Below are 23661 nucleotides of genomic sequence, written 5' to 3'. Positions count from 1 at the left end.
CCCGCAACTTCGACAAGCCCAGCTACTTCAGCCGCGCCTGCGCCGTGACCGTCACGTCCAGCGTGTCCTTCACCTCGCCCCCGCCGTACGCCGTGGCGAGGCGCAGCGCGAACCCCTGCTCGATCCTCAGCGTCCGTGACGCCTTGCCCTCGTCCGCGACGTCGAACACGACGTGGAACTCGGAGGTGCAGGCGCCGGCCTTGGTCGCGTCGGGGCACACGGTGTGCTTCGGGTCCTGGATGACCTGGGCGGCCGCGGCGTCGCCGAGGCGGTAGCTGCTCTGCACGTCGTCGGCGTAGTAGACGGCGCCGGACTTCAGGTCGGCGGACACCTCGGTCCAGCGGCTCAGGGTGGTGCGGACGGTCACGATGCGCCAGGTGTGGCCGTCGGCGGCCCAGGCGTCGCCGGCGTACGGCAGGTCGACGGGTCGGGTGACGGTGCAGGTGAAGTCGGGGGCGCGCAGGGTGGTGCGGTCGAAGGTGACGTCGGGGGAGCACGGGAAGCGCTTGGTGCGCGGCTTGGCGGCGTCGTAGAGCGGTGCGGCGCGGCCCTGGTCGACCTCGCCGGTGGCCAGGTCGACGTGCTGGGTGACGCCGTCGAAGCCGACGTCGAGCCGGAGGTCGCGGCCACTGCCGGACACCAGCACGTAGAACGACTCGGAGCCCTCGCCGGAGCGGGGCGGAGCGGGGATGCGGTACGGCGCCCCGTCGGCGACGAGGTCGATCACCGGGCTGGTGTCGGTGCTGAGGTAGCCGTCGAGGGCGCCGAAGGTGGCGGCGTCGTACTGCCAGGTGATCGGCACGAAGGCGCTGCCCTCGGGCGCCTCGACCTTCGCGACCTGAAGGGTGTCGTCGGCCGCGATGGTGGTGACCGGCTCGGCCGCGGTGATCTCGAGCCGGCCGATCGGCAGCGCCACCTCGGACTCGGTGCCGTGCCCGGCGAACTGCGCGTCGTCGGCGGCCGGCACGATGTTGCCGACCTCGATGCCGCTGTCACCCCCGCAGGCGGCGAGGGCGGGGGCGAGCAGGAGCAGGCCGAGCGCGGCCACGGTGCGACGACGTGGGGGGAGCATGGCCCCCATTGTGGTGTCCGGGGTCACGCCGCGGGGGCAGGACGGCGAACTGGAGTGGTGAGGGTTGTCCACTCGGCGGGCCGGGGGACGGCCCGCACCGAGCGCGCCAGGGTCGGGACGAGGGCGACGACCGCGGTCAGGACGGCGAGCGCGAGCACGGCGTCGCGGCCGCCGACCAGGGTCAACAGGGCGCCGGCCAGCGCGGGGGCGACGGGGATGGTCAGCATCGACACCGCCTGCATGGTCGCCTGCATCCGGCCGATCAGCTCGGGCGGCGTGATCGCGATCCGGTAGGACCCCAGCGCGGCGTTGCCGGCGGGGTTGAGGAACATGCCGACGGAGGAGGCGAGCGCGAGCGCGCCGGGGTGGTTCCACAGCGCGAGGGGGACGGCGAGCGGCACGAAGCTCCAGGCGACGAGGACGACGAGCGGCCCGGTCGGGAACCGCTCGATGAGGACCGGTGCGGCCAGTGCGCCCAGGATGCCGAAGCCGCCGACCGCGGCCTCGGCGAGCCCGATCTGCCAGGCCGGGAAGCCGGCCTCGACGAGCCGCAGCAGTGCGACGAAGAAGAGCGCGTTGACCGCGAGGTTGGCGGCCGGCGACCAGCACAGCACGATCCGCAGGAAGGGGTGCGCCCACAGGAACCGGACTCCCTCGGTGAGCTCGCGTGCCGGCCGGCTGCGCGCGGCGTCCGCTCGCGGTTCGGGGGAGAGGTCGGTGCGCACCCGGCCGAGCAGTGCCCAGCCGAGCGCACAGGTCAGGGCGTCGGCGGCGAACGGCGCCCACCGGGCGACGCCGTACAGGGCGCCGCCGAGCGGGCCGCCGAGCAGGCTGGCGATGTGCTGGCGCGCCTGCTGCTGGCTGAGCGCCGTCGGCAGCTCGTCGCGGCTGACGACCCGGCGGATCGCCGAGCTCTCCGCCGGGAGGAACAGGCCGGCGACCAGGCCGCTGGCGACGGCGACGGCCAGCAGGTGGGGGAAGGTCAGCCGGCCGGACACGCCCGCCACGACCAGTGACGCGTGGAGCAGGGCGCCGGAGCCGAGGGAGAGCCGCATCAGCCGGAGCCGGTGTATGCGGTCGGCGAGCACCCCGGCCGGCAGCAGCATCGCCACCATCCCGACCAGGTACGCCGCCTCCGCGGCGGCGGCCCACAGCGCCGACCCGCTCAGCGCGTAGGCGACCAGCGGCAGCGCGAAGGTCGTGATCCGGGTGCCGAGCTCGGAGACGGTGGCGCCGATCCAGAGCGCGGTGAAGTCGTGGTTGCGTGCCAGCGACCGGTAGCTCGACATTCCCGCACCATATGTTGCGCAATATGTGTTGCGCAATGATTCCTGCGGGGTCTCCTAGGCTGTTCGCATGGTGATGTACGACGACCCGCGGATCCTCCGCGCGATCGCGCACCCCACCCGCAACCGGGTGCTCCACGAGCTCTCCGCCGCCGGCTCGCTGCGGGCCGCCGACATCGCCCGGCTGATCGACATCCCGGCCAACCAGGCCAGCTTCCACCTGCGCCAGCTCGCCAAGTACGGCCTGGTCGAGGAGGACCCCGAGGCCGCGCGCGACCGGCGCGACCGGGTCTGGCGGCTGGTCGATCCCGACGGGATCCGGTTCCGGCCCGCCGACATGCTCGCGCAGCCCGGCGGCCGCGCGGCGTACGCCGTCTTCCAGCGCAGCGCGGTCGCCCACGGCCGCCACCTGGTCGAGCGCGCGCTCGCCCTCGGCGGCACCGAGAACCCGGGCCGCAGCGTCTCCGAGTGGTCCCTGCTGCTGAGCCCCGACGAGGCCCGCGAGCTGATGGAGGAGCTCATGGCCGTCGTGGAGCGGCGCCGCGACGCCGGCCGTGCCCACGGGCCCGGGGAGGGCCGGGAGACCTACTCCGTGTTCCAGATCATCCAGCCCTATCCCGAGGACGACGAGTAGGTCGTGTCTCCCCTGTCCTGGCGGCGCCCGGGCCGCCCAGCACGCACGCTGGCGGCGTTGCCGACGCTCGACGTGCGCCCGGCATGCCTTCGCGCCGGCGCCTTGCCATCGCACGCACTGGACGACCCGGTCGTCCACCGAGACAGGGGAGACACGACCTAGCCATGCCCGCCCGCCTCAAGCCCGCCCCCGCCGCGGAGGTCGCCGCGGCCCTGTCCCGCCTCGACGCGGGGGAGGCGGAGCGCACCGACCTGCGGCTGCTCACCAAGCACTTCCTGGCCCTGCTCGAGACCCTCGCCCCGGGGCGCTCGGTCGAGGTCCGGGTGCCGCCGTACGCCGCGGTCCAGGTGATCGAGGGCGTGCGCCACACCCGCGGCACCCCGCCCGCCGTCGTCGAGACCGACGCGGCCACCTGGATCGCGCTCGCCACCGGCCGGCTGGCGTGGACCGACGCCGTCGAGGGCGCGCGGGTGCAGGCCAGCGGGGAGCGGACCGACCTGACGCCGTACCTGCCGCTGGGGTAGGCCGCCCGGCCTCACCCCTCCAGGGCGTCGGCCAGCGACTCCGCCTCGTCGCGGGTGAAGTCGCCCGCGATCGACACCCGACCGTCGGTGATCACGGCCTGGATGACGGGCGCGGTGAGCACCCGGCCGCCGAGCACCACCGCGAGCTGCTGACCGGTGCCGTTCAGCTCGCGGGTGAGGTCGGCGAAGGTCGCGGCCGCGTCGTCGTCGAGCTCGATCATGATCGACCAGGCGGGCCTGCCCTGGCCCTGCTGCACCTCGGCGTCCTCGACCCCGCCGACGATCTCCGCCGGCGCCAGCCGGTAGCCGGCCTCCGGGGCGCAGGCCACGGCCTCGGCCGCCGGGTCGGGCTGGACCGGGTCGGGGGAGGTGTCCTCGGTCATCGCCAGCACCCGGCGGAACTGCACCGGATCGGCCGGCGGGGCGCCCCCGGCCCTGGCGTCGTTCGCGGGGCGGTCGTCGCGCGCGACGTCGTCGTTCCCGCATCCGGCCGCCCCGAGGGCGAGCGTCGCGGCGATGGTCATGGCTGTGAAGGCCCGAGAAAGTGCCATGCCTCGATCCTGCCCCATAGATTGGCGGGCATGACCGGACCCGTCTCCACCACCGACCTGCGCACGCGCCTCGCCGAGCTCCTCCCGGGTGTCCGATCGGACCTCGAGGCCCTCGTCCGCATCCAGTCCGTCAGCGCCGACCCCGACCGCCTCGACCAGGTCGAGGTGAGCGCGCGGGCGACCGCCGACCTGTTCGCCGCGGAGGGCGTCGACGTCCAGATCGTGCGCGCCTTCGACGGCGCCCCGCCCGCCGTGATCGGCGAGAAGAAGGGGCCCGAGGGTGCGCCCACGGTGCTGCTCTACGCCCACCACGACGTGCAGCCCGAGAACGACGACGCCGAGTGGGACAGCGCGCCGTACGAGCCGACCGAGCGCAACGGCCGCCTCTACGGTCGCGGTGCCGCCGACGACAAGGCGGGGATCATGACCCACGTCGCGGCGCTGCGGATGCTCGGCGACGAGCTGCCGGTGACCGTGCGCCTGTTCATCGAGGGCGAGGAGGAGGTCGCCAGCGCGACCCTGCCCCAGCTCCTCGAGAAGTACGTCGACGAGCTGCGCTCCGACGTCATCGTGATCGCCGACTCCGGCAACTGGGACATCGGCGTCCCCGCGCTCACCACGAGCCTGCGCGGCCTGGTCCGGGTCAACGTCGAGGTCCGCACCCTCACCCATGCCGTCCACCAGGGCATGTGGGGCGGTCTCGTGCCCGACGCCCTGATCACCCTGTCGCGGCTCATCGCGACGCTCCACGACGACGCCGGGCAGGTCGCCGTCGCCGGCCTCCACTCCGGTCCGGCCGCCGACGTCGACTACCCCGAGGAGCGGCTGCGCGCCGAGTCCGGTGTCGCCGAGGGCGTCCAGTGGGTCGGCAACGGTCCGGCCGTCGAGCGACTGTGGACCCAGCCGGCGCTGTCGGTGATCGGCCTCGACGCACCCAAGGTCGACGGCTCCTCCAACACGCTCATCCCGTCGGCCCGGGCCCGCCTCGCCCTGCGCACCGCCCCCGGCGAGACCTCCGAGAACGCCCTCGCCTGCCTGAAGGCCCACCTCGAGGCGCACGTCCCGTGGGGCGCCCAGCTCGCGATCGAGGTGGTCGACACCGGCGAGCCGATCGCGCTCGACGTCACCGGCCCGGCGTACGACGCCGCGCGGGCGGCCTTCACCGAGGCCTGGGACGGCACCGAGCCGGTCGACATGGGCGTCGGCGGCTCGATCCCGTTCATCGCGGAGTTCCTCGAGACCTTCCCCCAGGCCGCGGTGCTGGTCACCGGCGTCGAGGACCCCGACACCCGGGCCCACGGCCCCAACGAGGGCCTGCACCTCGCCGAGTTCGAGCGGGTGCTGCTCGCCGAGGCGCTGCTGCTGCGCAACCTCGGTGGCTGAGGTCGCTCGGGGCGGGGCGCGGGCGGCCGATATTCCCAGGAAAGTCTAGCGATCCGCTAGACTAACTCGCATGACGGCGACGAGCACCCCGACGACCCCCCGCACGCGTACCCGGGTGGCGGTGATCGGCGGTGGTGCGAGCGGGGTGCTCACGGCGATCAACCTGCTGGTCCGCTCCGACGACCCGGGCCTGGAGGTCGTGGTCCACGAGGCCAGCGGCATCGTCGGGCGCGGCATCGCCTACGGCACCAACGACCAGCGCCACCTGCTCAACGTCCGGGCCCGCCACATGAGCGCCTTCCCGGACGCGCCGTCCGACCTGCTCGACTGGGCGCTGCGGACCGGGCGGAGCAACGACCCACAGGGCTTCCTGCCGCGGGCCGACTACGCGATCTACCTCCAGGACCGGCTCGCCGACGTCGCCGACGACCGGCTCCGGATCCGCGCGGGCCGCGTCCTCGACGTCGTCCCGACGGCCACCGGCTTCGAGGTGGTCACCGAGCGGTCGACGTCGAACGCCGACGCGGTGGTGCTGTGCCACGGCAACCAGCCGCCCCGGCCGCTGGCCACCGCCGCCGGCGTCGCCTTCCCCGACGCGCCGTGGCATGTCGCCAACCCGTGGGAGCTGGCCCGGCTGCGCACCCTGCCGGCGGACGCCCGGGTGATCGTCGTCGGCACCGGCCTGACCGGCATCGACACCGCCATCACGCTGCTCGAGGACGGCCCGGAGCGCCACGTCACCCTGGTCAGCCGCAACGGCCTGCTGCCCAAGCCCCATGTCGGCCAGGCGCACACCGCGTGGGTCACCAAGGTCCCCGACGATGCCGTCACGGCCGACGACATCGCCGCCGCGGTCGCCGACGAGTGCCGGGCGGCGGGTGAGCGCGGCGTCGGCTGGCGTGCGGTCGTCGACGGGCTCCGGCCGCTCACCCAGGAGCTGTGGCGGCGGCTGTCGGTGGCCGAGCGCCGCCGGTTCCTCGAGGTCCACGCCCGCGACTGGGAGGTACGCCGGCACCGGATGGCCCCCGAGGTGGCGCTGCGCCTCCAGTCCTACCGGTACGACGGCCGGCTGGCCGTCCAGGCCGGGAGCCTGCACGCCGTGGAGGACCTCGGCGAGCGCTGTCGGGTGACCACCGCCCCCGGTCAGGCGCCGATCGAGGTCGACGCCGTCGTCAACTGCACCGGCCCCCTCGCCGACGTACGCCGGAGCACCGACCCCCTGCTCAAGGCCCTGGTCGCGCGCGGGACGGTGGCTCCCGACCCGCTCGCGCTCGGCATCGACAGCACCCCCGACGGCGGGGTCGTGAGCGCCGACGGCCGGGTCGTCGACGGCCTGTTCGTCGTCGGTCCGCCGCGCAAGGGCACGCTGTGGGAGTCGACGGCGATCCCCGAGATCCGCGGGCAGGCCGCGCAGGTCGCCGCCGCCGTGCTGGAGCGCACGTCTCGTCCCGTCGTCGTGAACTGAGGGATCGGCGGCCCGGCCGGTAGGCTTGCCCAACGTGTGCGGAGTCTTCGGTGTCTGGGCCCCCGGTGAGGACGTCGCGAAGCTGACGTACTTCGGTCTCTACTCGCTGCAGCACCGCGGCCAGGAGTCCGCGGGCATCTCGGTGAGCAATGGTCGCCAGATCCTGGTCTACAAGGACATGGGCCTGGTCTCGCAGGTCTTCGACGAGAACACCCTCGAGTCGTTCGCCGGCCACCTCGCGGTCGGGCACTGCCGCTACTCCACGACCGGGGCGAGCACCTGGCAGAACGCCCAGCCGACCTTCCGGCCCACCGAGGACGGCTCCATCGCGCTCGGCCACAACGGCAACCTGATCAACACCGCGCAGCTCGCCGAGATGGTCCAGGGGCTCCCCAGCGACGACGGCGAGCTCGACATCCACGCGCGCAATCTCGAGACGTCCACCAACGACACCAGCCTGGTGACCGCGCTCCTCGCGCACCACCCGGACCAGTCGCTGGAGGCCCGGGCGCTGGAGCTGCTGCCCCAGGTGCAGGGTGCGTTCTCGTTCGTGTTCATGAACGAGAACACGCTGTACGCCGCCCGTGACCCCGAGGGCATCCGGCCGCTGGTGCTCGGCCGCCTCGAGCGCGGCTGGGTGGTCGCCAGCGAGGACGCCGCCCTGGCCACCATCGGCGCGAGCGTCGTGCGCGAGGTCGAGCCGGGTGAGCTCCTGGTGATCGACGAGGACGGCCTGCGCTCCCACAGGTTCGCCGAGCCGCGCCGCAAGGGCTGCGTGTTCGAGTACGTCTACCTCGCCCGCCCCGATGCCACCATCGCCAACCGCAGCGTCCACGAGGCGCGGGTCGAGATGGGCCGCCAGCTGGCCCGCGAGTTCCCGGTCGAGGCCGACCTGGTGATCCCCGTCCCCGAGTCCGGTACGCCCGCCGCGTCCGGCTACGCGCTCGAGAGCGGCATCCCGTTCGGCCAGGGCTTCGTCAAGAACGCCTACGTCGGCCGCACCTTCATCCAGCCCAGCCAGACCCTGCGCCAGCTCGGCATCCGGCTCAAGCTCAACGCGCTCGAGCACATGATCCGCGGCAAGCGGATCGTGGTCGTCGACGACTCGATCGTGCGCGGCAACACCCAGCGGGCCCAGGTCCGGATGCTGCGCGAGGCCGGCGCGACGGAGGTCCATGTCCGGATCTCCAGCCCGCCGGTGAAGTGGCCGTGCTTCTACGGCATCGACTTCGCCACCCGCGCCGAGCTGATCGCCAACGGCCTCGACGTCGACGAGATCGCCGCCAGCGTCGGCGCCGACAGCCTCGGGTACATCTCGCTGGAGGGCATGGTCCAGGCGACCGGCCAGCCGGTCCAGACGCTGTGCACCGCCTGCTTCACCGGCGAGTACCCGATCGAGCTCCCCGACGAGAGCCTGCTCGGCAAGCACCTCCTCGAGGCCACGCTCAAGCCGAGCACGCACGGCGAGGCCCTGCCCGTCTTCAACAACCCGTGACATCCAGCAAGGAGACCGAGGGAACCGTGGCTGACAACGCGTACGCCCGCGCCGGCGTCGACATCGAGGCCGCGGACCGCGCCGTCGACCTGATGAAGGAGTGGGTCGAGAAGGCCCGCCGTCCCGAGATGATGGGCGGGCTGGGCGGCTTCGCCGGGCTCTTCGACGCGAGCGCCCTCACGGCGTACCAGCGTCCGCTGCTGGCCACCTCCACCGACGGCGTCGGCACCAAGGTCGCCGTCGCGCAGCTGATGGACAAGCACGACACGATCGGGTTCGACCTGGTCGGCATGGTCGTCGACGACCTGGTCGTCTGCGGCGCCGAGCCGCTGTTCATGACCGACTACATCGCCACCGGCAAGGTCGTCCCGGAGCGGATCGCCTCCATCGTCCAGGGCATCGCCATGGCCTGCGTGGAGGCCGGCTGCGCGCTGGTCGGCGGCGAGACCGCGGAGCACCCCGGCCTGCTCGCCCCCGACGAGTACGACGTCGCCGGCGCCACCACCGGCGTGGTCGAGGCCGACGACCTGCTCGGCGCCACCCGGGTCCGGGCGGGCGACGTCGTGATCGCGATGGCCGCCAGCGGGCTGCACTCCAACGGCTACTCCCTGGCCCGCCACGTCTTCTTCGCGCAGTCCGGCTGGACCGTCGACCGGCACGTCGAGGAGTTCGGCCGCACCCTCGGCGAGGAGCTTCTCGAGCCGACCCGGCTCTACACCAAGCCCTGCCTCGCGATCGCCCGCGAGACCGAGACCCACGCGATGGCCCACGTCACCGGTGGCGGCCTCGCCAACAACCTCGCCCGGGTGATGCCGGCCGAGCTCAAGGCGACCCTGGACCGCGCGACCTGGACCCCCGGCCCGGTCTTCGACGTGGTCCGCACCCTGGGCGAGGTCGCCCAGCCCGATCTCGAGGCCACCTTGAACTGCGGCGTCGGCATGGTCGCGCTCGTCGCCCCCGACGCCGCCGACGCCGTCCTGGCCCGCCTCGCGGACTTCGGCGTCGACGCCTGGGCGGCCGGCGAGGTCACCGCCGACCCGGAGCGGAAGGGCACCGTCGAGCTGGTCGGCCAGCACCCCGGCTGGTGACCTGCGCCTCATCCGCGCCGTGACGGCACGCTGAGGTGCGTCCCCAGCGTGCGGGAACACCCACCCGCCATGTACCGTTGGACCCACGAGACTACGTATTCAGCAGTCCGGGGCCCGGAGGGCTACCGGCCAAGTGTGCGAGGGGGCTGGACCCTATGGGCCGCGGCCGTGCGAAAGCCAAGCAGACCAAGGTCGCTCGCGACCTGAAGTACCGCACTCACGAGACTGACCTCTCGGCTCTGGCGGCGGAGCTCCATGGTGAGCCCGCGTCGTCCAGCGCCGACGAGGTAGAGCCCGAAGTGCTCGACAAGTGGTCGGACTACGCCGACCGCCGCGACTGAGTTGAATTGGCCGAGCGTGTCGCTCGTTCCTCGCGACACGCTGCCGGCCTCGCGGTCGAGTAGGTAGGACTTCAGTCCCGTCGGCGGCAAGACGTCGGCGCGACGGAAAGCACCGCGCTCTCCTCGGCTCCGGTCGCTCGTTCCTCGCTTCCTACGCCTCCTCGTGCGGCGTTCCCGCCGCAGCCTCGCTGCGGGGCAGGCGGGGCTCAGAGCGGATCAGCCTGTCCCATCACCACCACGTCTCCGTGGGTGCCGTAGCCGGCGAGCCGGCCACCTGAGCGGCGCCCGTCGAAGGTCACCAGTCGCCACGCGTCGCCCGGCAGGTCCGGGTCGGGCGGGATGACGGTCGGCCACGGGATGTTGGTGGGATACGGCGCGCGCAGCGTGCCGATCTCGGTCATCGAGTCGTCGAAGACCGGGTAGCGGCCGCGGATCGAGCGCCGGTTGTCCCTGCCGTCGCTGGCCAGGACCCGCCAGTCCGGGCCGACGCGGAGCAGGGTGCTGCCCTCGGTGGCCCGGCGGTCGGTGGCCGCGCCGCGCAGGGCGAGGCGGTCCAGGCTCGGGCCGGCGGCGAGCAGCGGGTGGAAGTCGAAGAACCGGCGCGCGCCGACGTACGCGACCAGCCAGCCGCCGTCGGGGGTGCGGGCCAGGTGCGGATCCCAGGCGCCGACGAGGGGGCCGTCGCTCGGCAGCTCCAGGCGTCGGGTGGCCAGCACGTGCTGTCCTCGGGTGAGGTCCGCGCCGGACTCGGCCAGGGTGACGCCCAGCGCGCCCGGGACCCGGTCCGCCTTCCGCGCCGGGAAGTCCGACCAGGTGCTGGTGGCGACGAGCCAGCCGTCCCCGTCGCGCACCAGGTGGGTGGCGTGGTCGCCGTACACACCGCGGCGGTCGGGGCGCTCGAAGAACAGGTCGCTGCGCCAGCTGATCTCCCCAGCCGCCGACAGCGCCCAGACCGAGGTGTGCGCGGTGTCGAAGAAGCCGGGGCCGGCGCTGGTCGCGGTGAGCAGCACCTCGCCCCCGACCCGGTACGGCGACCCGTCGGCGTACGACACCAGGCGGGTGTCGCGCAGCCCGAGCTGGCCGAAGCTGCCGGCGCGCACGTCCCGCACCCCCGACGCATCCGGGGTGAGCCCGGCCAGCCAGGCCGGGGCGCGGGTGTCGGGCCCGTCGAGCTCGCGCAGGTCGATCCGGCCGCGGACCACCCAGGCGTCGTCCTCGAAGGTCAACACGGCGAGGTGGCTGCCGGTGAGGGTCAGGCCGAGCCGGGTGGGTGGGGCGGCGGCGCGGCCGTGTCGCCGACTGCGCAGCGCGTGCTCGGCGCCGCCGACGCGGACGAGCAGCGAGGCCCGGCGGTCCGCGAGCCGCACCGCCAGCCGGGTCCCGTCGGGGCCCTCCAGGGCCAGCTCGGCGGCGCCGTCCCCGGCCAGGGCGGCCTCGACCGCGCCGAACGGCGCGTGGAGCGGGAACCCTTCAGCGGCCACCAGGCTGATCGGGCGGTGGCGGGCGGCGATCTCGAAGGACGGCAGCACGGGCGAAGGCTACGCGGTGGCGTCGTCGCCGAGCGCGACGAGGCGTGGGCATGACAACCTCGGGCGGTCGGGTGGAGTTCTTCGGGGTGTGAGCAGTCGAGCAAGGGAGCGGTCATGATCGGGCGGGCCCACGAGCGCGAGTTCGAGGAGTTCGTCCGGACGTCGGCCGACGGCCTGGTGCGCACGGCGTACCTCCTCTGCGGGGATGCCGGACACGCCGAGGACCTGGTCCAGGTCACGCTGCTGCGCACCGCGCGCCGGTGGCGCACGGCCCGCCGCAACCCACGGGCGTACGCGCGCCGGGTACTGGTCAACCTGACCCGGGACCGGTGGCGCAACCTCGCCCGCCGCCCGCGGGAGGCGCCGCTCGACGCCGACGTGCCGCTCCTCGACGAGGACGGCGACCACGACGCGTTGATCACGGCGGTCCGCGACCTGCCCCACGGGCAGCGGGCCGTCGTGGCGCTGCGCTTCCTCGACGGGCTCAGCGTCGAGGAGACCGCGGCCGCGCTCGGCTGCTCCACCGGGACGGTCAAGTCCCAGACCCACCGCGCGCTCGCGAGCCTGCGCCGCGCGCTCACCCCCACCGGAGGAGCGACATCATGAACGACCTCGACCTGACCCGCGACCTGCGCGCCGCGACCGATCATCTCCGCTACACCGGAACCGTCCCGCGACCGCGACCGCCGGTCGTCACCCTGGCCGCCCCGGTCGCCGTGGCCGCCACCGCCACCGTCGTGGGGTGGACCGCGCTGTCGGGCGGCCCCGCACCGCAGGTCGCCGCGCCGGCCCCGACCGGTACGTCGAGCGCACCACCGACCGCGGATCCCGGCCCGAGGCTCGTGACCGCACAGATCGAGCTCGCGGGACGCACTTTCACCTACCAGCACGCGCCTGGCGAGCCCGCCCTCGGCGGCGAGTGTCCGCCGTCGTACCAGCCGAAGGGGGACCCGAAGACCCGGCCGTGCTTCCTGGCGATCGACGCGACCGTCGACCGGGTGCCGGACGGAGCCGAGCCGTTCGAGGTCGACGGCACCCAGATGTGGGTGGGCATGGACCCGGACCGCGACCGCGCCGCGCTCTACGTCGAGGTGGAGCCGGGCGTCGTCTTCGCGGTGTTCAGCGAGATCCGCACGCTCGACCAGATGCGGGAGCTCGCCGCCACCATGCAAGCGGGCTGAGGCTCGGCACCGGCCGCCTCACGCGGCGTCGTCGCAGGTCAGCACGACGGCCTGCTCGGCGAGTACGTGGTACTCCGCCCGAACGATGGGTCGCGTGCCGCCGCCGGTGACGAGGCGGTAGAGGCCGTGAGGCGTCCCCCAGAGCCATCTGTCGGGTCCGAGCTGCAGGACGGTGTAGCCGGGCACGTGGGTCTTGGCTCGGTGGTGGTGCCTGGTCAGTGGGGTGTCGTTGTGGTCGCCGGTCTGGCCGGGAGGACCGTCGTCGTCGTACGGCGCCGTGTGATCGTGGTCCGGTGAGCGGCCGTGTCTGGTGAAGAGGCCGGTGGCGTGGGGGAAGACGTCGCCGAGCGTCCTGAGCTCGGTGCGGTGCTTGACGTCGGTGGGGTGCTCGTAGCCGTTGACCGAGCGTCCGGTGTGGAGGTCGATGACCGGGGTGAGGGTGACGGCGGTCTGGCGGCGCAACAGGTCGCGGACCTGGTCGAGGAGTCGGGGGCCGAGGTCGTCGACGCGGGCCAGCGGGCCGAGGGTGCCGTCGGCCTGCTGGGCGACGTGGACGACGATCTCCGCCGCGCCCCCAGCTGTGGCGTCCGCTTCGTGTTCGTCAGGAGCCTCGATCGAGCGGTAGAACGCGAGCACGGCGGCGGGGTCGGCGAGCATCGCGAACGCTTCGGCGCGCCAGTGGTCCATCGACGACGGGTCCTGCCCGTCGAGAGGTGGGGTGGCGTGCTCGGCCAGTGCGGTGGCGAGGTCCTCGACCGTGCGGGCGCACTCGAGGGCGTCGGCCTCGTCGAGGCGGGCGAACACGGTCCCGATCCCTGCTTGGCTGTCGGTGTTGGCGTCGGGGTCGTCGACCTGGCCACCGGAGCGGGGTCGGGAGAACCAGACGCCCTTCTTGTCCTGGTTGGCCTTGATCCGTTCGGTGTGGGCGGCGGTGTCGGCCTCGATGACCTTGGCCTCGGCGATCGCCAGGACCCGCGAGGGTGCTGCGTCCAACGCAGCAGCGACCGCGGTATCGACGATCCGGGCCTGGTGCGGGTCGAGCCTGCGGGACATCCGGGCGACCTTCCGCACCACCCACACCTCGCACCGGCCTTCACCGACGCCGGCCCAGACCTGGGGGAGGCGGTGGCGCAGGTCGAGGGCGTCGGCCAACGCCCGGCGGGTGGTCATCACGGCTTCGTGGCGCGCGATCGCGATCTCGACCAGCGCGAGGTCCTGGACCTGTGGCGTGCCGTCACCGCCGAGCGCGATGAGCCGCGGACCGCCGAACCTGGCAGGCACCGCGTCGGGCTCGGCCTGCGGGTCACCGGAATGCAGGTCGGCCCAGGCGAGCAACAGCTCGAGCTTGTCGACCTCGACCTGGCGGGCCATCCGGACGCGGTCCTCGGAAGCGCGGAGCAGCTGCTCCGGCGTGGCTTCCGAGAGGTCCGAGATCATGACCCGATTCTATCGCACATATGTTCGAACGAGTACCACCGGGCGTGGACTTTCTCCTTGTTTCTAGCGGTTTCGCCCGGTCCGGTCATCGAGCTCCTCGCCGGATCCGGCGTCGGCTGCGTCCCGAGCTGAGTCGAGGCGGGTACCTTCCCCGCATGCCCGTCACCCTCACCCCGCTCACCGGCGGCAACGGCATCGCGCTGACCTCCGCCCGCCCCGACCCCGACCTGGCGACCGCCGGATGGTCCGAGCGGGAGTACGCCGCCTCGGGCACGGCGAGCGCCGCCGACCCCGCCCACGGCTCGGCCGCGTTCACCACCCGGGTGCTCGTACGCCGCCCGGAGCGCGCGCCGGCGAGCGGGACGCTGGTGGTCGAGTGGCTCAATGTCAGCAGCGGCGCGGACGCGGCGCCGGACTGGACCTATCTCGCCGAGGAGCTGGTCCGCCGGGGCCATGCCTGGGCGGGGGTGTCGGCGCAGTTCAACGGCGTCGAGAGCGGGGCTGCTGCGGTGGCCGTGGAGGGGGCCGCCCTGCAGGGGCTCAAGGCCGTCGACCCGGTCCGGTACGCCGGCCTGCACCATCCCGGTGACGCCTTCTGTCACGGCATCTTCACCGAGGTCGCCCGCTCCCTGGCGGCGGCGACCGGCGCGGAGCGGGTGCTCGCGATCGGGGAGTCGCAGTCGGCGTACCTGCTCACCACCTACCTCGACCAGGTGCACCCGGAGGTGCGCTTCTTCGACGGCTTCCTGGTGCACAGCCGGGGTGACGTGGCGGCACCGCTCGGGGAGCCCGGCCGCGGGATCGACCTGCTCGCCGCCCGGACCACCGGCGTCGCGACGCCGATCCGCGACGACCTGGACGTCCCGGTGATCGTGCTGCAGACCGAGGGCGACCTGCTGGGCCGGATGAACTACCTTCCGGCCCGGCAGCCGGACGGCCCGCTGCTGCGGGTCTGGGAGGTCGCGGGCGCCGCCCACGTCGACCTGTTCCAGATCGGCGAGTGGGAGGCCTTCCTCGGCTGCCCGGACCCGGTCAACCGCGGCCAGCAGGCCTACGTCGTCCGGGCGGCGCTGCGCCACCTCGAGAGCTGGGCCCGTGGCGGTCCGGCGGCGCCCGCCGCGCCACCGCTGGAGATCGTCGACGGCGCCTTCGTCCGCGATGACCTCGGCATCGTCCGTGGCGGCGTCCGCACGCCCGTCGTCGACGCGCCCGCCGATGTCGTCCTCGGCGAGGCGGCGCCGGGCGCCTCGGTCGTCTGCGGCCTGTTCGGCCGCACCCTCCCGCTGCCGCCCGGGGTCCGCGAGCGGCGGTGGGCGACGTACGACGACTACGTGGCGGCCTACACCGCGGCGACGGACGCCGCCGTCGCCGCGGGCTTCATGCTGGCCGAGGACCGCGAGGCCGTGCTGGGGGAGCTCAGGCCAGCCCCAGGTAGTTGAGCCAGAGCCGGGTCAGGTCCTCGGTGGCCTGGTCGACGTCCTCGCGGTGGCCGAAGACGTACCAGAGATAGGCCAGCCGCTCGGTCATCGCGCCGAGCAGGAAGGCGGCGGTCGCCGGGTCCACCTCGGGCGCGACCTGCCCGGCCTCCTGCCACCGGGCGATCGCCCGCTCGGTGCGGCTGCGGTAGTAGCGGTTGCGCTCGGCGAGGACGCCGGGCAGGTGGGGCTGTTCGAGGGCGGCGGCCTCGACGCACGTCCAGAACGCCGCGTTGCGCTTGAACGCGGTGAGGTAGAGGCGGTTGGTCTCCCGGATCCGCTGGGCCGGGTCGACCGCGCCGGGCTCGAAGGGCACCAGCTCGCCGTAGACCTCGTCCTCGACGGTGATCAGGAGCTGGCGGAACAGGTCGTCCTTGTTCTCGAAGTGCAGGTAGAAGGTGCCGACCGAGACGTCGGCCTCCTTGGTGATGTCGGAGATCCGGGCCTTGTGGAGCCCCTTGCGCTCGAGCACGCGGCGTCCGGCGCGCAGCAGCGCCCCGCGGGTGCGGTTGCCCTGGGCGGTCGTCGCGGCGCGCTCGCTCATCGGCCACTCCCTCGGGGCGGCATCCGCAGCAGCGCGGTCCAGGCGTCGGCCACGGCGGCCGTCGCGGCCTCGAGGTCGGGGCCGGCGTCGTCGTGGGACCACTGCTGGACGGCCTGCTCGGTGAGCGCGATCAGCGCGTCGACGACGACGGCGCTCTCGACGCCGGGGTCGATCCAGCCCTGCTCCGCCCAGAACCCGAGCTCGTCGGTGAGGGTGCGGGTCAGCGGGTCGTCCTGCTCGCGCAGGGCCGTGGCGACCTGGACGTTGCCGAGCGCGGCGGCATTGATCATCCGCCAGGTCGCGGCGCCCTCGCTCAGCCGGACGACCTGGAGGCGCACCACGTCGTGCAGCCAGGCGCGGGCGCTCTCGGCGTCGGAGAAGCGCGCGCGCGGGACCTCCGCGGCCAGCTCCTGCCGAACCTTGTCGACGACCTCGAGGAAGAGCCCCTCCTTGGTCTCGAAGTAGGTGTAGAAGCTGCCTGCCGCGACCCCGGCGCGCTTCGTCACGTCGATCACCCGGGCACCGTGCAGGCCCTTCTCGGTGAAGACGTCGACGGCGGCGTCGATCAACGCCTGTCGGGTCGGCAGGAGGGTCACCCGGACCGCCTCTCGTGGATGTCGATGGTCGAGCGGACTGCCCGAAGGCTAGCCAGTGCGTCGGCGAGACGCCAGAAATGAACTCGAATTCAAGACATCTGAATTCTCCGTCACCCCTTTTCCAGATGGCTTCCGCGCGCGGATCCACGCCTGAATCGGCCTGAATCAGGCGGCCGGGCGGGCGGGGTGTGGCGCTTGACACAGCCGACGAGAGCGATGTAGGACTGCCCACATGAACCAGAATTCAACGCGCTACGACGGTCGCCGGGTGCTCATCACCGGTGGTGCCCGCGGCCTCGGCGCCGCGATCGCCGCGTCCTTCGTCGCGGCCGGAGCGCGGGTCGCGGTGTGGGACGCGCCCGGTGGCATGCAGCTCGGCTACCCGCTGTCCGGTGCGGCCGAGCTCGACGCGGCCCGGGAGCTGGTCGGTCCGGAGGGGCACGTCGCCGCGGTCGACGTCCGCGACGTCGCCCAGGTCCGCGCGGCGCTGCCCGCTGCCGTGGAGGCGCTCGGCGGGCTCGACGTCGTCATCTGCGCGGCCGGCGTGCGCACCGCCGCGACCGCGGCCACCATGAGCGACGCGGACTGGGACGCCGTCGTCGACACCAACCTGCACGGCACGTACCACGTGCTGCGCGAGAGCCTGGCCCACCTCGAGGCGTCCGGCCGTGGCCGGATCGTGGTGGTCGCGGCCGAGGAGGGCCGGCGCGGCGCGTTCGGGCTGAGCCACTACGCCGCCGCGGCCTGGGGCCAGATCGGACTCGCCAAGTCGCTCGCCCACGAGGTCGCCGATCAGGGCATCTCGCTCGGTGTCGTGTGCCCCGGCGTGATGGAGACAGCGATGACCGACGACCCGGCGTTCTGGGCGGTGCTGCAGGCCGGTCGCGACGGGTCGCTCGCGACGACCGGCCCCGACCGCGGTGCGGCCGAGCACGCCCTGCGCGTGCGCCACCCGAGCAGCACCACGTACGTCGACCTCGACGCGGTCGTGCGCGCGGTCGACCAGCTCGTCTCGGAGCCGGGCCTGGACCGCACCGGGGCGGTCATCGACGTCTCGGCCGGCCTGGCCGCCACCAACACGGCGTGACCCGCCGACCCCACGAGAGAGGGAACAGATGAGGAACTTCGCCGGCCGGACCGCCCTGGTCACCGGTGCCGCCAAGGGGCAGGGGCGCTCACACGCGATCGCGCTCGCACAGCGCGGCGCCGACGTCGTGCTGGTGGACATCGCCGAGCAGATCCCGTGCGCCTCGCGGATGGCGACGCCCGCGGAGCTCGACGAGACCGCCCGCATGGTCGAGTCGCTCGGCGCGTCCTGCCTCACGCTCAAGGCCGACACCCGCAGCCCCGAGCAGATGCGCGACGTGGTCGCGGCCACCGTCGACCGGTTCGGGCGGGTGGACGTGCTCCTGGCCAACGCCGGCATCGCCGCCTTCGGACCGGTCCGCACGATGGCCGACGACGTGTGGCGCGATGTCGTCGACGTCAACCTCGGGGGAGTGGCGGCGAGCATCCGTGCGGTCGCGCCGGTGATGGCCGCGCAGCGCTCCGGGCGGATCGTCGCGACCGCCTCGTCGGTCGGCCGCGAGGGCGGTCCCAACAATGCCAACTACGCGGCGTCCAAGTGGGGTGTGATCGGACTCGTGAAGTCCGTCGCGATCGAGCTGGCCCCCTATGGGGTGACGGTCAACGCGTTCTCGCCGATGTCGGTGTCGACCGACATGTGCCACAACGACCTGACCTACGGCCTCTTCCGCCCCGACCTGGAGGCGCCCACCACCGACGACGTGCGCGCCACCTTCGCCACCCTCAACCCGATGGCCGTGCCGTGGATCGAGGTCGGCGACGCCACCGAGGCCGTCCTCTTCCTCGCCTCCGACGAGGCCCGCTACATCACCGGCACGGCGCTCGACGTCGCCGGTGGCTGGAACGCCTTCCACAGCGCCTGACCCGCACCCGCTGCCCCACCCCGACCACCAAGGAGCCTCCCCGTGACCTTCGACCCGACCGACAAGCTCTCCGACCTCGCCGCCGGCGGCCCGGCGCTGTTCTTCCCCGACCCGCCCGCCCAGGTCACCTTCAACTTCGACCAGGGCATCGCGGCCGAGGAGACCTTCCCGCTCGACGACTTCCGGCGGCTGATGGGCGAGGTCCTCGACCGCGACGGCGGCCGCGCGCTGGAGTACATCTCCTTCGGCTACGAGGAGGAGACCGACCAGATCGTCTACCTGCCGTCGTACATCGAGCTGATGCTCGGGCACACCGGTCTGCGTGAGGAGGTCGCGGCGTGGATCTCGAAGACCCAGGACGTGCCGGACCTCGGCGCCGACAACCTGATCCTCACCTCCGGCTCGGTGCAGGCGATCGCGCTCGCGGTCAACGCGCTCGTCAACCCCGGTGACGGCGTCCTGGTCGAGAAGGCGACGTTCCCCTACGCCATGCGGTTCATGCAGATGCGCGGCGCCGACATCCGCACCGTCGAGATCGACGAGCACGGGCTGGTCGTCGAGTCGCTGGTCGAGCGGCTCGAGGAGATGCGTCGTGACGGCGTGACGCCCAAGCTGCTCTACGTCATCCCGACGTTCCAGCTGCCCACCTGCGTCGTGATGCCCGAGGACCGCCGCCGACGGCTGCTGGAGGTGGCCGAGGAGTACGACTTCGTCATCCTCGAGGACTCGATCTACGCCGACCTGCGCTACGGCGGCGACCCGGTCCCGTCGCTGCTGAGCATGGACACCGACGGCCGGGTGATCCAGAGCCACGGCTTCTCCAAGGTGCTCGCCCCCGCCCTCCGGATCGGCTGGATCACCGCGCCCGAGCCCCTCATCCACGCACTCGCCTCCGTGCGCCAGGACCTCGGCGTCAGCCAGTGGATCTGCCGGATGCTCGAGCAGTACCTGAAGGAGGGCCTGCTCGACCCGCACATCGAGCGCGCCAACGCCGTCTACCGCCGCAAGCGCGACCTCGCCGTGAAGGCGGTGCGCGAGCACTGCGGCGGCCTGGTCAGCTTCGACGTGCCCGAGGGCGGCTACTACCTCTGGCTCAAGATCGCCGACAACGTCGACTGGGAGAAGGCGCAGCACGAGGCCGCGATGGCCGGCGTCTTCTGCCGTCCGGGCGAGAAGTTCCTCGGCCAGGAGGCCGGTCAGGGCTACCTCCGGCTCGCCTACAGCCACGCGCCCGACCACGAGCTCGAGCGCGGCATCAAGGCCCTCGGTGAGGCGATCGTCGCCAACGCGCGCTGACCAGCGGCCGATCGGCCGCTGACCCACCACCACCTGCTGTTCCCGGCGCACGCGTCGGGGACGGAGCTCGGGCGCCCGAAAACACCCGACCCAACCAACGAGAGGAATGCCCGTGCCTTCCAACAACCTCCCTCGCGCCCGCCGTCGCCGCGGCGCGGTGGTCGCCGCCCTGGTGGTCGCCGCCACGGTGGCGCTCGCCGGCTGCAACAGCTCCGACTCCGGCGGTGACGACGGCCCGGCCGCCAGCGGTCCGTGGCTCGACGACGCCAAGGCCGCCGCCGAGACCGCCGTCAAGGTCCCGACCGAGATCGCCGTCAAGGCGCTCGGGCCGGTCGAGCCGCCGGCGTCCATGACCGTCTACTTCGTCGGCTGCGACCAGTCGATCCCGGGCTGCGTGGCCCAGGTCGAGGGAGTCCGCCAGGCGACCGAGGCTCTCGGCTTCGACCTGGAGGTCTGCGACGCCAAGAGCGACGTCGCGTCCTTCCAGAACTGCATGAGCCAGGCGGTCAACGCCAAGCCCGACGTCATCGTCAACAACGCCCGGCCCTCGGCCGACGCGTCGGAGGCCTACGCGACGGCGCACGAGCTGAAGATCCCGGTGATCGGCCAGTTCACCGCGCAGCTCCCGGACCCCGAGAAGGGCAACACGGTCGAGGTCGGCAACGTCTGCCAGATCGAGGGCGAGCTGCTCGGGAGCTACATCGTCTCGGAGTCCGGCGGCAAGGCGAACGTCGCGATCTTCGCCGACACCGTCTACCAGTGCAACGGCCAGCGCGCCGACGGGGTCAAGGCCGCGCTCGACAAGTGCCCGAGCTGCAAGGTGAGCGTCGACCGGTTCAGCGTCGCGACGGCGCAGACCGACCTGCCGCCTGCGCTGCAGGCGAAGATCCAGTCCAACCCGCAGCTCAACTGGGTGGTCAGCACGCCCGGCTTCTCCGGCGTCATGGCGGCGGACGCCGTGCGCCAGGCCGGCAAGGAGGACGCCATCTCCGTCGGCACCTTCGACGGCGACGAGCCCACCCTCGCGCTGGTCCGCCAGGGCGACATCATCAAGGCCGACGTGGCCTCCGGCGTCTACGAGAACGGCTGGACCGTCGTCGACGCGGCGCTGCGGCTCAAGGCCGGGCAGACCATCCCGGACAACATCGAGAACCCGACCCAGCTCCTGATGACCCAGGAGAGCGCGCCCGAGACGGGCACCTACGAGGGCGCCGACGGCTTCCGCGACCAGTTCCAGGCGCTCTGGGGCGTCAGCTGAGCCGACGGCAGCAGCGAGAGCGGAGACCACGATGACCACGGACGACGCGGCCGCCCTGGAGCTGCGCGGGATCGTCAAGACGTTCCCCGGCCAGCGGGCCCTCGACGGCGTCGACCTCACCGTCGCACGCGGCGAGATCCACGCCCTGCTGGGCCACAACGGCTCCGGGAAGTCGACCTTGATCAAGGTGCTCTCCGGGTTCCACCAGCCCGACACCGGGCACTGCTCCGTCGCCGGATCGCGCCTGCGGTTCGGCGACGGGGTGGCCGTCAGCCGGGCCGGTGTCCGGATCATCCACCAGGACATCGGTCTGGTCGACGAGCTGTCGGTGCTGGAGAACCTCCGGCTCGGCGTCGGCACCTACCGGGCCGGCACGCTCGGCGCCATCCGCTGGCGCGACGAGCGTGCCGCGGCCCGGGCCCGGCTCGACGACCTCGGCCTCGGGCACATCGACCCGGCGGCCGAGGTGGCCGGCCTCTCCGCCGTCGAGCGGACCGAGGTCGCGATCGCCCGGGCGATCGACGACCCCGACGCGATCCGGGTCCTCGTCCTCGACGAGGCCTCGGCCGCCCTGCCGGAGGAGCAGGTGCAGCACCTGTTCCGGCTGGTCCGCACGCTCGCGGCCCGCGGCGTCGGGGTGGTCTACGTGACCCACCGGCTGGAGGAGGTCGTCGACCTCGCCGACCGGGTGACGGTGCTGCGCGACGGTGCCGTCGTCCTGCAGGAGAGCGTCTCGGCGCTCACCCGCGAGGACCTCGCCCGGGTCATCGCCGGCAGCGAGGTCGAGGCCGTGCACACCTCCGACCGCGCCGCCGGACGGACGACGGGCGCGCCGGTCCTCGAGCTGGCCGGCGTCGTCGCGGGGCGCGAGCTCGCCGGTGCCAGCCTCACGCTGCGCGAGGGCGAGGTGCTCGGCGTCGCCGGCCTCGCCGGCTCCGGTGTGCACGAGGTGGTCCGGCTGCTCCAGGGACGCTCGGCACTGCGGTCGGGCGCGGTGCTGGTCGGCGGCGCTCCGGTGCCGCGGCCCGGGGTCCGGTCGCTGCGGCGGCTCGGTGTCGCGGTGCTGCCCGGCGAGCGCGACCAGAAGCGGATCACGGGCATGACCGTGGCCGAGAACATCACGATCGCCGACCTGGCGCCGTACTGGCGCGGGGGGCGGTTCCGGCACCGCGCCGAGCGCGCGGACGCCGTCGCCCTCGTCGAGCGCTACCGGATCCGGCCGCCCGACGTGCAGCGGCCGATCGAGCTGCTCAGCGGCGGCAACGCCCAGAAGGCCTACGTGGCGCGCCTCCTGCGCACCGCACCGCGCGTGCTGGTGCTGGAGGAGCCCACCCACGGCGTCGATGTCGGCGGCACCGCCGAGATCCTGCGCCTCCTCGTCGAAGCGGCACGCACCGAGGGCACCGCCGTCCTCCTGTGCTCCTCCGACACCGACGACCTCGCCGCCACCTGTGACCGCGTCCTGGTGCTGCGCGACGGCGTCGTCGCCGACGAACTGACCGACAAGGAGATCACCCGTGAGCGAATCGTTGAGCTCTGCTACGCAGCAGGCTGAGGAGGTGCCGGCGGCGCGACCCGCCGAGCACCGGGCGGGCCGGATCGGTCTCGACCTGCTCGACCGCTGGGCCGGGCCGCTGCTGCTCGTCGCGATGATCGTGGCGTTCACCATCGCCTCGCCCGGCGTCTTCCTCACCAGCAGCAACCTGCTGGCGGTCGTCAACAACCAGACGATCACCGCGGTGGTCGCGCTGGGGCTGCTGTTCCCGCTCGCCGCGGGGGTCTTCGACATCTCCATCGGCGGCGTGCTCACGCTGTCGGTGATCACGTCGGCCTGGACCTTCCAGCAGACGGCCGGCTCGATGCCGGTGCCGCTCGCCATCCTGATCACGCTGCTGGTCGGCTCCTGCGCCGGCCTGGTCAACGCGCTGCTGGTGGTGCGCCTCAGCATCGACCCGTTCATCGTCACGCTCGGGTCCGGCTCGATCTTCCTGGGCGTCTCGCAGCTGGTGGCCAACGGACAGGTCGTCTCGCGCGACATCCCGACGTCCTTCACCGACCTCGGCCGCGGCGAGCTGTTCGGCATCCCGAACCCCATCGTGCTGGTCGTCGTGCTCGCGCTGATCGTCTTCTACGTGCTGGAGATGACCCCGCTGGGCCGGATGATCTACGCCACCGGCTTCGGCCGCGAGCAGTCCCGGCTGGCCGGCGTACCGACCAACCGGATCCTGGTTCTGGCCTTCGTCATCTCCGGCCTCTGCGCCTCGCTGGCCGGTCTCGTCTACACCTCCCGGATCGGGACCGGGCAGCCGGACGTCGGGGCGCAGTACCTGCTGCCGTCGTACGCCGCGGCGTTCCTCGGCTCGACCATGATCAAGCCGGGCCGGTTCAACGTCCCCGGTCTGCTGGTCGGCCTGGCGATCCTCGCGATCGGCATCAACGGCCTGCAGCTGCAGGGGATCCCGTTCTGGGTGATCTCCACCTTCCAGGGCGGTGCGCTGATCCTCGCCGTCGTCCTCACCAAGCTCCGCAAGCTCTCGGTGCGCGCGGACGGCTGACC

At 73.1% G+C, this 23661-nt stretch carries 23 protein-coding genes; 16 read left to right on the top strand and 7 right to left on the bottom strand.

From position 1 onward, the window contains the following. Nucleotides 1-22: 22 nt before the first annotated feature. Complete coding sequence (locus JOD66_RS08210) at nucleotides 23-1072, bottom strand: hypothetical protein (RefSeq protein ID WP_204836401.1); 1050 nt, start codon at nucleotides 1070-1072, stop codon at nucleotides 23-25. Nucleotides 1073-1095: 23 nt separating this feature from the next. Then, nucleotides 1096-2361, bottom strand: coding sequence for an MFS transporter (locus JOD66_RS08205; protein WP_204836400.1), 1266 nt, complete (start codon nucleotides 2359-2361; stop codon nucleotides 1096-1098). Between the two features lie 67 nt (nucleotides 2362-2428). Here JOD66_RS08205 and JOD66_RS08200 point away from each other — a divergent pair, with 67 nt between their 5' ends. Both JOD66_RS08200 and JOD66_RS08195 read left to right on the top strand, forming a co-directional pair. After that, nucleotides 2429-2992, top strand: coding sequence for a helix-turn-helix domain-containing protein (locus tag JOD66_RS08200; RefSeq protein ID WP_204836399.1), 564 nt, complete (start codon nucleotides 2429-2431; stop codon nucleotides 2990-2992). 164 nt (nucleotides 2993-3156) lie between these two features. Further along, nucleotides 3157-3516 carry a sterol carrier family protein gene (locus tag JOD66_RS08195; protein WP_204836398.1) on the top strand — a complete coding sequence of 120 codons (360 nt, stop codon included), beginning with the start codon at nucleotides 3157-3159 and terminating at the stop codon, nucleotides 3514-3516. A gap of 11 nt (nucleotides 3517-3527) precedes the next feature. On the opposite strand, the gene JOD66_RS08190 is transcribed toward JOD66_RS08195, so the two are convergent. Further along, nucleotides 3528-4067: a SecDF P1 head subdomain-containing protein gene (locus tag JOD66_RS08190; protein WP_204836397.1), complete on the bottom strand. Its 540-nt coding sequence runs from the start codon at nucleotides 4065-4067 to the stop codon at nucleotides 3528-3530. Nucleotides 4068-4097: 30 nt separating this feature from the next. Here JOD66_RS08190 and JOD66_RS08185 point away from each other — a divergent pair, with 30 nt between their 5' ends. The 5 genes from JOD66_RS08185 to JOD66_RS08165 all read left to right on the top strand — a co-directional run bounded on the left by JOD66_RS08185 (nucleotide 4098) and on the right by JOD66_RS08165 (nucleotide 9839). Further along, on the top strand, nucleotides 4098-5450 hold the full coding sequence (locus tag JOD66_RS08185; protein ID WP_204836396.1) for a dipeptidase: 1353 nt from the start codon (nucleotides 4098-4100) through the stop codon (nucleotides 5448-5450). Between the two features lie 70 nt (nucleotides 5451-5520). Continuing rightward, nucleotides 5521-6915, top strand: a complete 1395-nt coding sequence (locus JOD66_RS08180; protein WP_239545137.1) for an FAD/NAD(P)-binding protein — start codon at nucleotides 5521-5523, stop codon at nucleotides 6913-6915. A gap of 25 nt (nucleotides 6916-6940) precedes the next feature. Further along, on the top strand, nucleotides 6941-8410 hold the full coding sequence (gene purF / locus JOD66_RS08175; RefSeq protein WP_204836395.1) for an amidophosphoribosyltransferase: 1470 nt from the start codon (nucleotides 6941-6943) through the stop codon (nucleotides 8408-8410). Between the two features lie 26 nt (nucleotides 8411-8436). Next, nucleotides 8437-9498: a phosphoribosylformylglycinamidine cyclo-ligase gene (gene purM, locus JOD66_RS08170; protein WP_204836394.1), complete on the top strand. Its 1062-nt coding sequence runs from the start codon at nucleotides 8437-8439 to the stop codon at nucleotides 9496-9498. Nucleotides 9499-9653: 155 nt separating this feature from the next. Next, a complete protein-coding gene (locus tag JOD66_RS08165) occupies nucleotides 9654-9839 on the top strand; it encodes a DUF3073 domain-containing protein (protein ID WP_141797229.1) in 186 nt (61 codons plus the stop codon). Between the two features lie 206 nt (nucleotides 9840-10045). Here the strand turns inward: JOD66_RS08165 and JOD66_RS08160 are convergent, their stop codons facing one another. After that, nucleotides 10046-11368, bottom strand: coding sequence for a hypothetical protein (locus JOD66_RS08160; protein ID WP_204836393.1), 1323 nt, complete (start codon nucleotides 11366-11368; stop codon nucleotides 10046-10048). 114 nt (nucleotides 11369-11482) lie between these two features. On the opposite strand from JOD66_RS08160, the gene JOD66_RS08155 reads away from it, so the two are divergent. Next, nucleotides 11483-11974: a SigE family RNA polymerase sigma factor gene (locus JOD66_RS08155; RefSeq protein WP_204836392.1), complete on the top strand. Its 492-nt coding sequence runs from the start codon at nucleotides 11483-11485 to the stop codon at nucleotides 11972-11974. After that, entirely contained in the window at nucleotides 11971-12549 is a 579-nt protein-coding gene (locus JOD66_RS08150) for a hypothetical protein (protein WP_204836391.1), read from the top strand. Before JOD66_RS08155 ends, JOD66_RS08150 begins: the two co-directional genes overlap by 4 nt. 18 nt (nucleotides 12550-12567) lie before the next feature. Here JOD66_RS08150 and JOD66_RS08145 read toward each other — a convergent pair whose 3' ends face one another. Continuing rightward, nucleotides 12568-13986 carry a hypothetical protein gene (locus tag JOD66_RS08145; protein WP_204836390.1) on the bottom strand — a complete coding sequence of 473 codons (1419 nt, stop codon included), beginning with the start codon at nucleotides 13984-13986 and terminating at the stop codon, nucleotides 12568-12570. A gap of 155 nt (nucleotides 13987-14141) precedes the next feature. Between JOD66_RS08145 and JOD66_RS08140 the strand changes: the two genes are divergently transcribed. Continuing rightward, entirely contained in the window at nucleotides 14142-15425 is a 1284-nt protein-coding gene (locus JOD66_RS08140) for an alpha/beta hydrolase domain-containing protein (protein ID WP_204836389.1), read from the top strand. Here JOD66_RS08140 and JOD66_RS08135 read toward each other — a convergent pair. Both JOD66_RS08135 and JOD66_RS08130 read right to left on the bottom strand, forming a co-directional pair. After that, nucleotides 15403-16005, bottom strand: a complete 603-nt coding sequence (locus JOD66_RS08135) for a TetR/AcrR family transcriptional regulator (protein WP_204836388.1) — start codon at nucleotides 16003-16005, stop codon at nucleotides 15403-15405. The genes JOD66_RS08140 and JOD66_RS08135 overlap by 23 nt on opposite strands. Next, on the bottom strand, nucleotides 16002-16601 hold the full coding sequence (locus tag JOD66_RS08130; protein ID WP_204836387.1) for a TetR/AcrR family transcriptional regulator: 600 nt from the start codon (nucleotides 16599-16601) through the stop codon (nucleotides 16002-16004). Before JOD66_RS08130 ends, JOD66_RS08135 begins: the two co-directional genes overlap by 4 nt. 232 nt (nucleotides 16602-16833) lie before the next feature. Here JOD66_RS08130 and JOD66_RS08125 point away from each other — a divergent pair, with 232 nt between their 5' ends. The 6 genes from JOD66_RS08125 (at nucleotide 16834) to JOD66_RS08100 (ending at nucleotide 23659) form a co-directional block, all read left to right on the top strand. Beyond that, the gene (locus JOD66_RS08125) at nucleotides 16834-17688 is read left to right on the top strand and encodes an SDR family NAD(P)-dependent oxidoreductase (protein WP_204836386.1); all 855 of its coding nucleotides are present in this window, start codon (nucleotides 16834-16836) and stop codon (nucleotides 17686-17688) included. Between the two features lie 28 nt (nucleotides 17689-17716). After that, entirely contained in the window at nucleotides 17717-18550 is an 834-nt protein-coding gene (locus JOD66_RS08120; RefSeq protein ID WP_204836385.1) for a mycofactocin-coupled SDR family oxidoreductase, read from the top strand. Nucleotides 18551-18592: 42 nt separating this feature from the next. After that, entirely contained in the window at nucleotides 18593-19846 is a 1254-nt protein-coding gene (locus JOD66_RS08115) for an aminotransferase-like domain-containing protein (RefSeq protein ID WP_204836384.1), read from the top strand. 112 nt (nucleotides 19847-19958) lie between these two features. Continuing rightward, nucleotides 19959-21104: a sugar ABC transporter substrate-binding protein gene (locus JOD66_RS08110; protein WP_204836383.1), complete on the top strand. Its 1146-nt coding sequence runs from the start codon at nucleotides 19959-19961 to the stop codon at nucleotides 21102-21104. 31 nt (nucleotides 21105-21135) lie between these two features. After that, a complete protein-coding gene (locus JOD66_RS08105; protein ID WP_204836382.1) occupies nucleotides 21136-22659 on the top strand; it encodes a sugar ABC transporter ATP-binding protein in 1524 nt (507 codons plus the stop codon). After that, nucleotides 22622-23659, top strand: a complete 1038-nt coding sequence (locus tag JOD66_RS08100; protein WP_204836381.1) for an ABC transporter permease — start codon at nucleotides 22622-22624, stop codon at nucleotides 23657-23659. Before JOD66_RS08105 ends, JOD66_RS08100 begins: the two co-directional genes overlap by 38 nt. Nucleotides 23660-23661 lie beyond the last annotated feature (2 nt).

This window comes from Nocardioides nitrophenolicus, assembly GCF_016907515.1.
Classification (GTDB): domain Bacteria; phylum Actinomycetota; class Actinomycetes; order Propionibacteriales; family Nocardioidaceae; genus Nocardioides; species Nocardioides nitrophenolicus.
The sequence above is the reverse complement of the archived record's forward strand: the minus strand, read 5'-3'. Positions and strand labels throughout refer to the sequence as shown.

Excerpts from the sequence above, each read along its gene's own strand:
- JOD66_RS08210 (WP_204836401.1), bottom strand. The coding sequence starts at position 1,072 with ATGCTCCCCCCACGTCGTCGCACCGTGGCCGCGCTCGGCCTGCTCCTG.
- JOD66_RS08205 (WP_204836400.1), bottom strand. The coding sequence starts at position 2,361 with ATGTCGAGCTACCGGTCGCTGGCACGCAACCACGACTTCACCGCGCTC.
- JOD66_RS08200 (WP_204836399.1), top strand. The coding sequence starts at position 2,429 with ATGGTGATGTACGACGACCCGCGGATCCTCCGCGCGATCGCGCACCCC.
- JOD66_RS08195 (WP_204836398.1), top strand. The coding sequence starts at position 3,157 with ATGCCCGCCCGCCTCAAGCCCGCCCCCGCCGCGGAGGTCGCCGCGGCC.
- JOD66_RS08190 (WP_204836397.1), bottom strand. The coding sequence starts at position 4,067 with ATGGCACTTTCTCGGGCCTTCACAGCCATGACCATCGCCGCGACGCTC.
- JOD66_RS08185 (WP_204836396.1), top strand. The coding sequence starts at position 4,098 with ATGACCGGACCCGTCTCCACCACCGACCTGCGCACGCGCCTCGCCGAG.
- JOD66_RS08180 (WP_239545137.1), top strand. The coding sequence starts at position 5,521 with ATGACGGCGACGAGCACCCCGACGACCCCCCGCACGCGTACCCGGGTG.
- JOD66_RS08165 (WP_141797229.1), top strand. The coding sequence starts at position 9,654 with ATGGGCCGCGGCCGTGCGAAAGCCAAGCAGACCAAGGTCGCTCGCGAC.
- JOD66_RS08155 (WP_204836392.1), top strand. The coding sequence starts at position 11,483 with ATGATCGGGCGGGCCCACGAGCGCGAGTTCGAGGAGTTCGTCCGGACG.
- JOD66_RS08150 (WP_204836391.1), top strand. The coding sequence starts at position 11,971 with ATGAACGACCTCGACCTGACCCGCGACCTGCGCGCCGCGACCGATCAT.
- JOD66_RS08145 (WP_204836390.1), bottom strand. The coding sequence starts at position 13,986 with ATGATCTCGGACCTCTCGGAAGCCACGCCGGAGCAGCTGCTCCGCGCT.
- JOD66_RS08140 (WP_204836389.1), top strand. The coding sequence starts at position 14,142 with ATGCCCGTCACCCTCACCCCGCTCACCGGCGGCAACGGCATCGCGCTG.
- JOD66_RS08135 (WP_204836388.1), bottom strand. The coding sequence starts at position 16,005 with ATGAGCGAGCGCGCCGCGACGACCGCCCAGGGCAACCGCACCCGCGGG.
- JOD66_RS08125 (WP_204836386.1), top strand. The coding sequence starts at position 16,834 with ATGAACCAGAATTCAACGCGCTACGACGGTCGCCGGGTGCTCATCACC.
- JOD66_RS08120 (WP_204836385.1), top strand. The coding sequence starts at position 17,717 with ATGAGGAACTTCGCCGGCCGGACCGCCCTGGTCACCGGTGCCGCCAAG.
- JOD66_RS08105 (WP_204836382.1), top strand. The coding sequence starts at position 21,136 with ATGACCACGGACGACGCGGCCGCCCTGGAGCTGCGCGGGATCGTCAAG.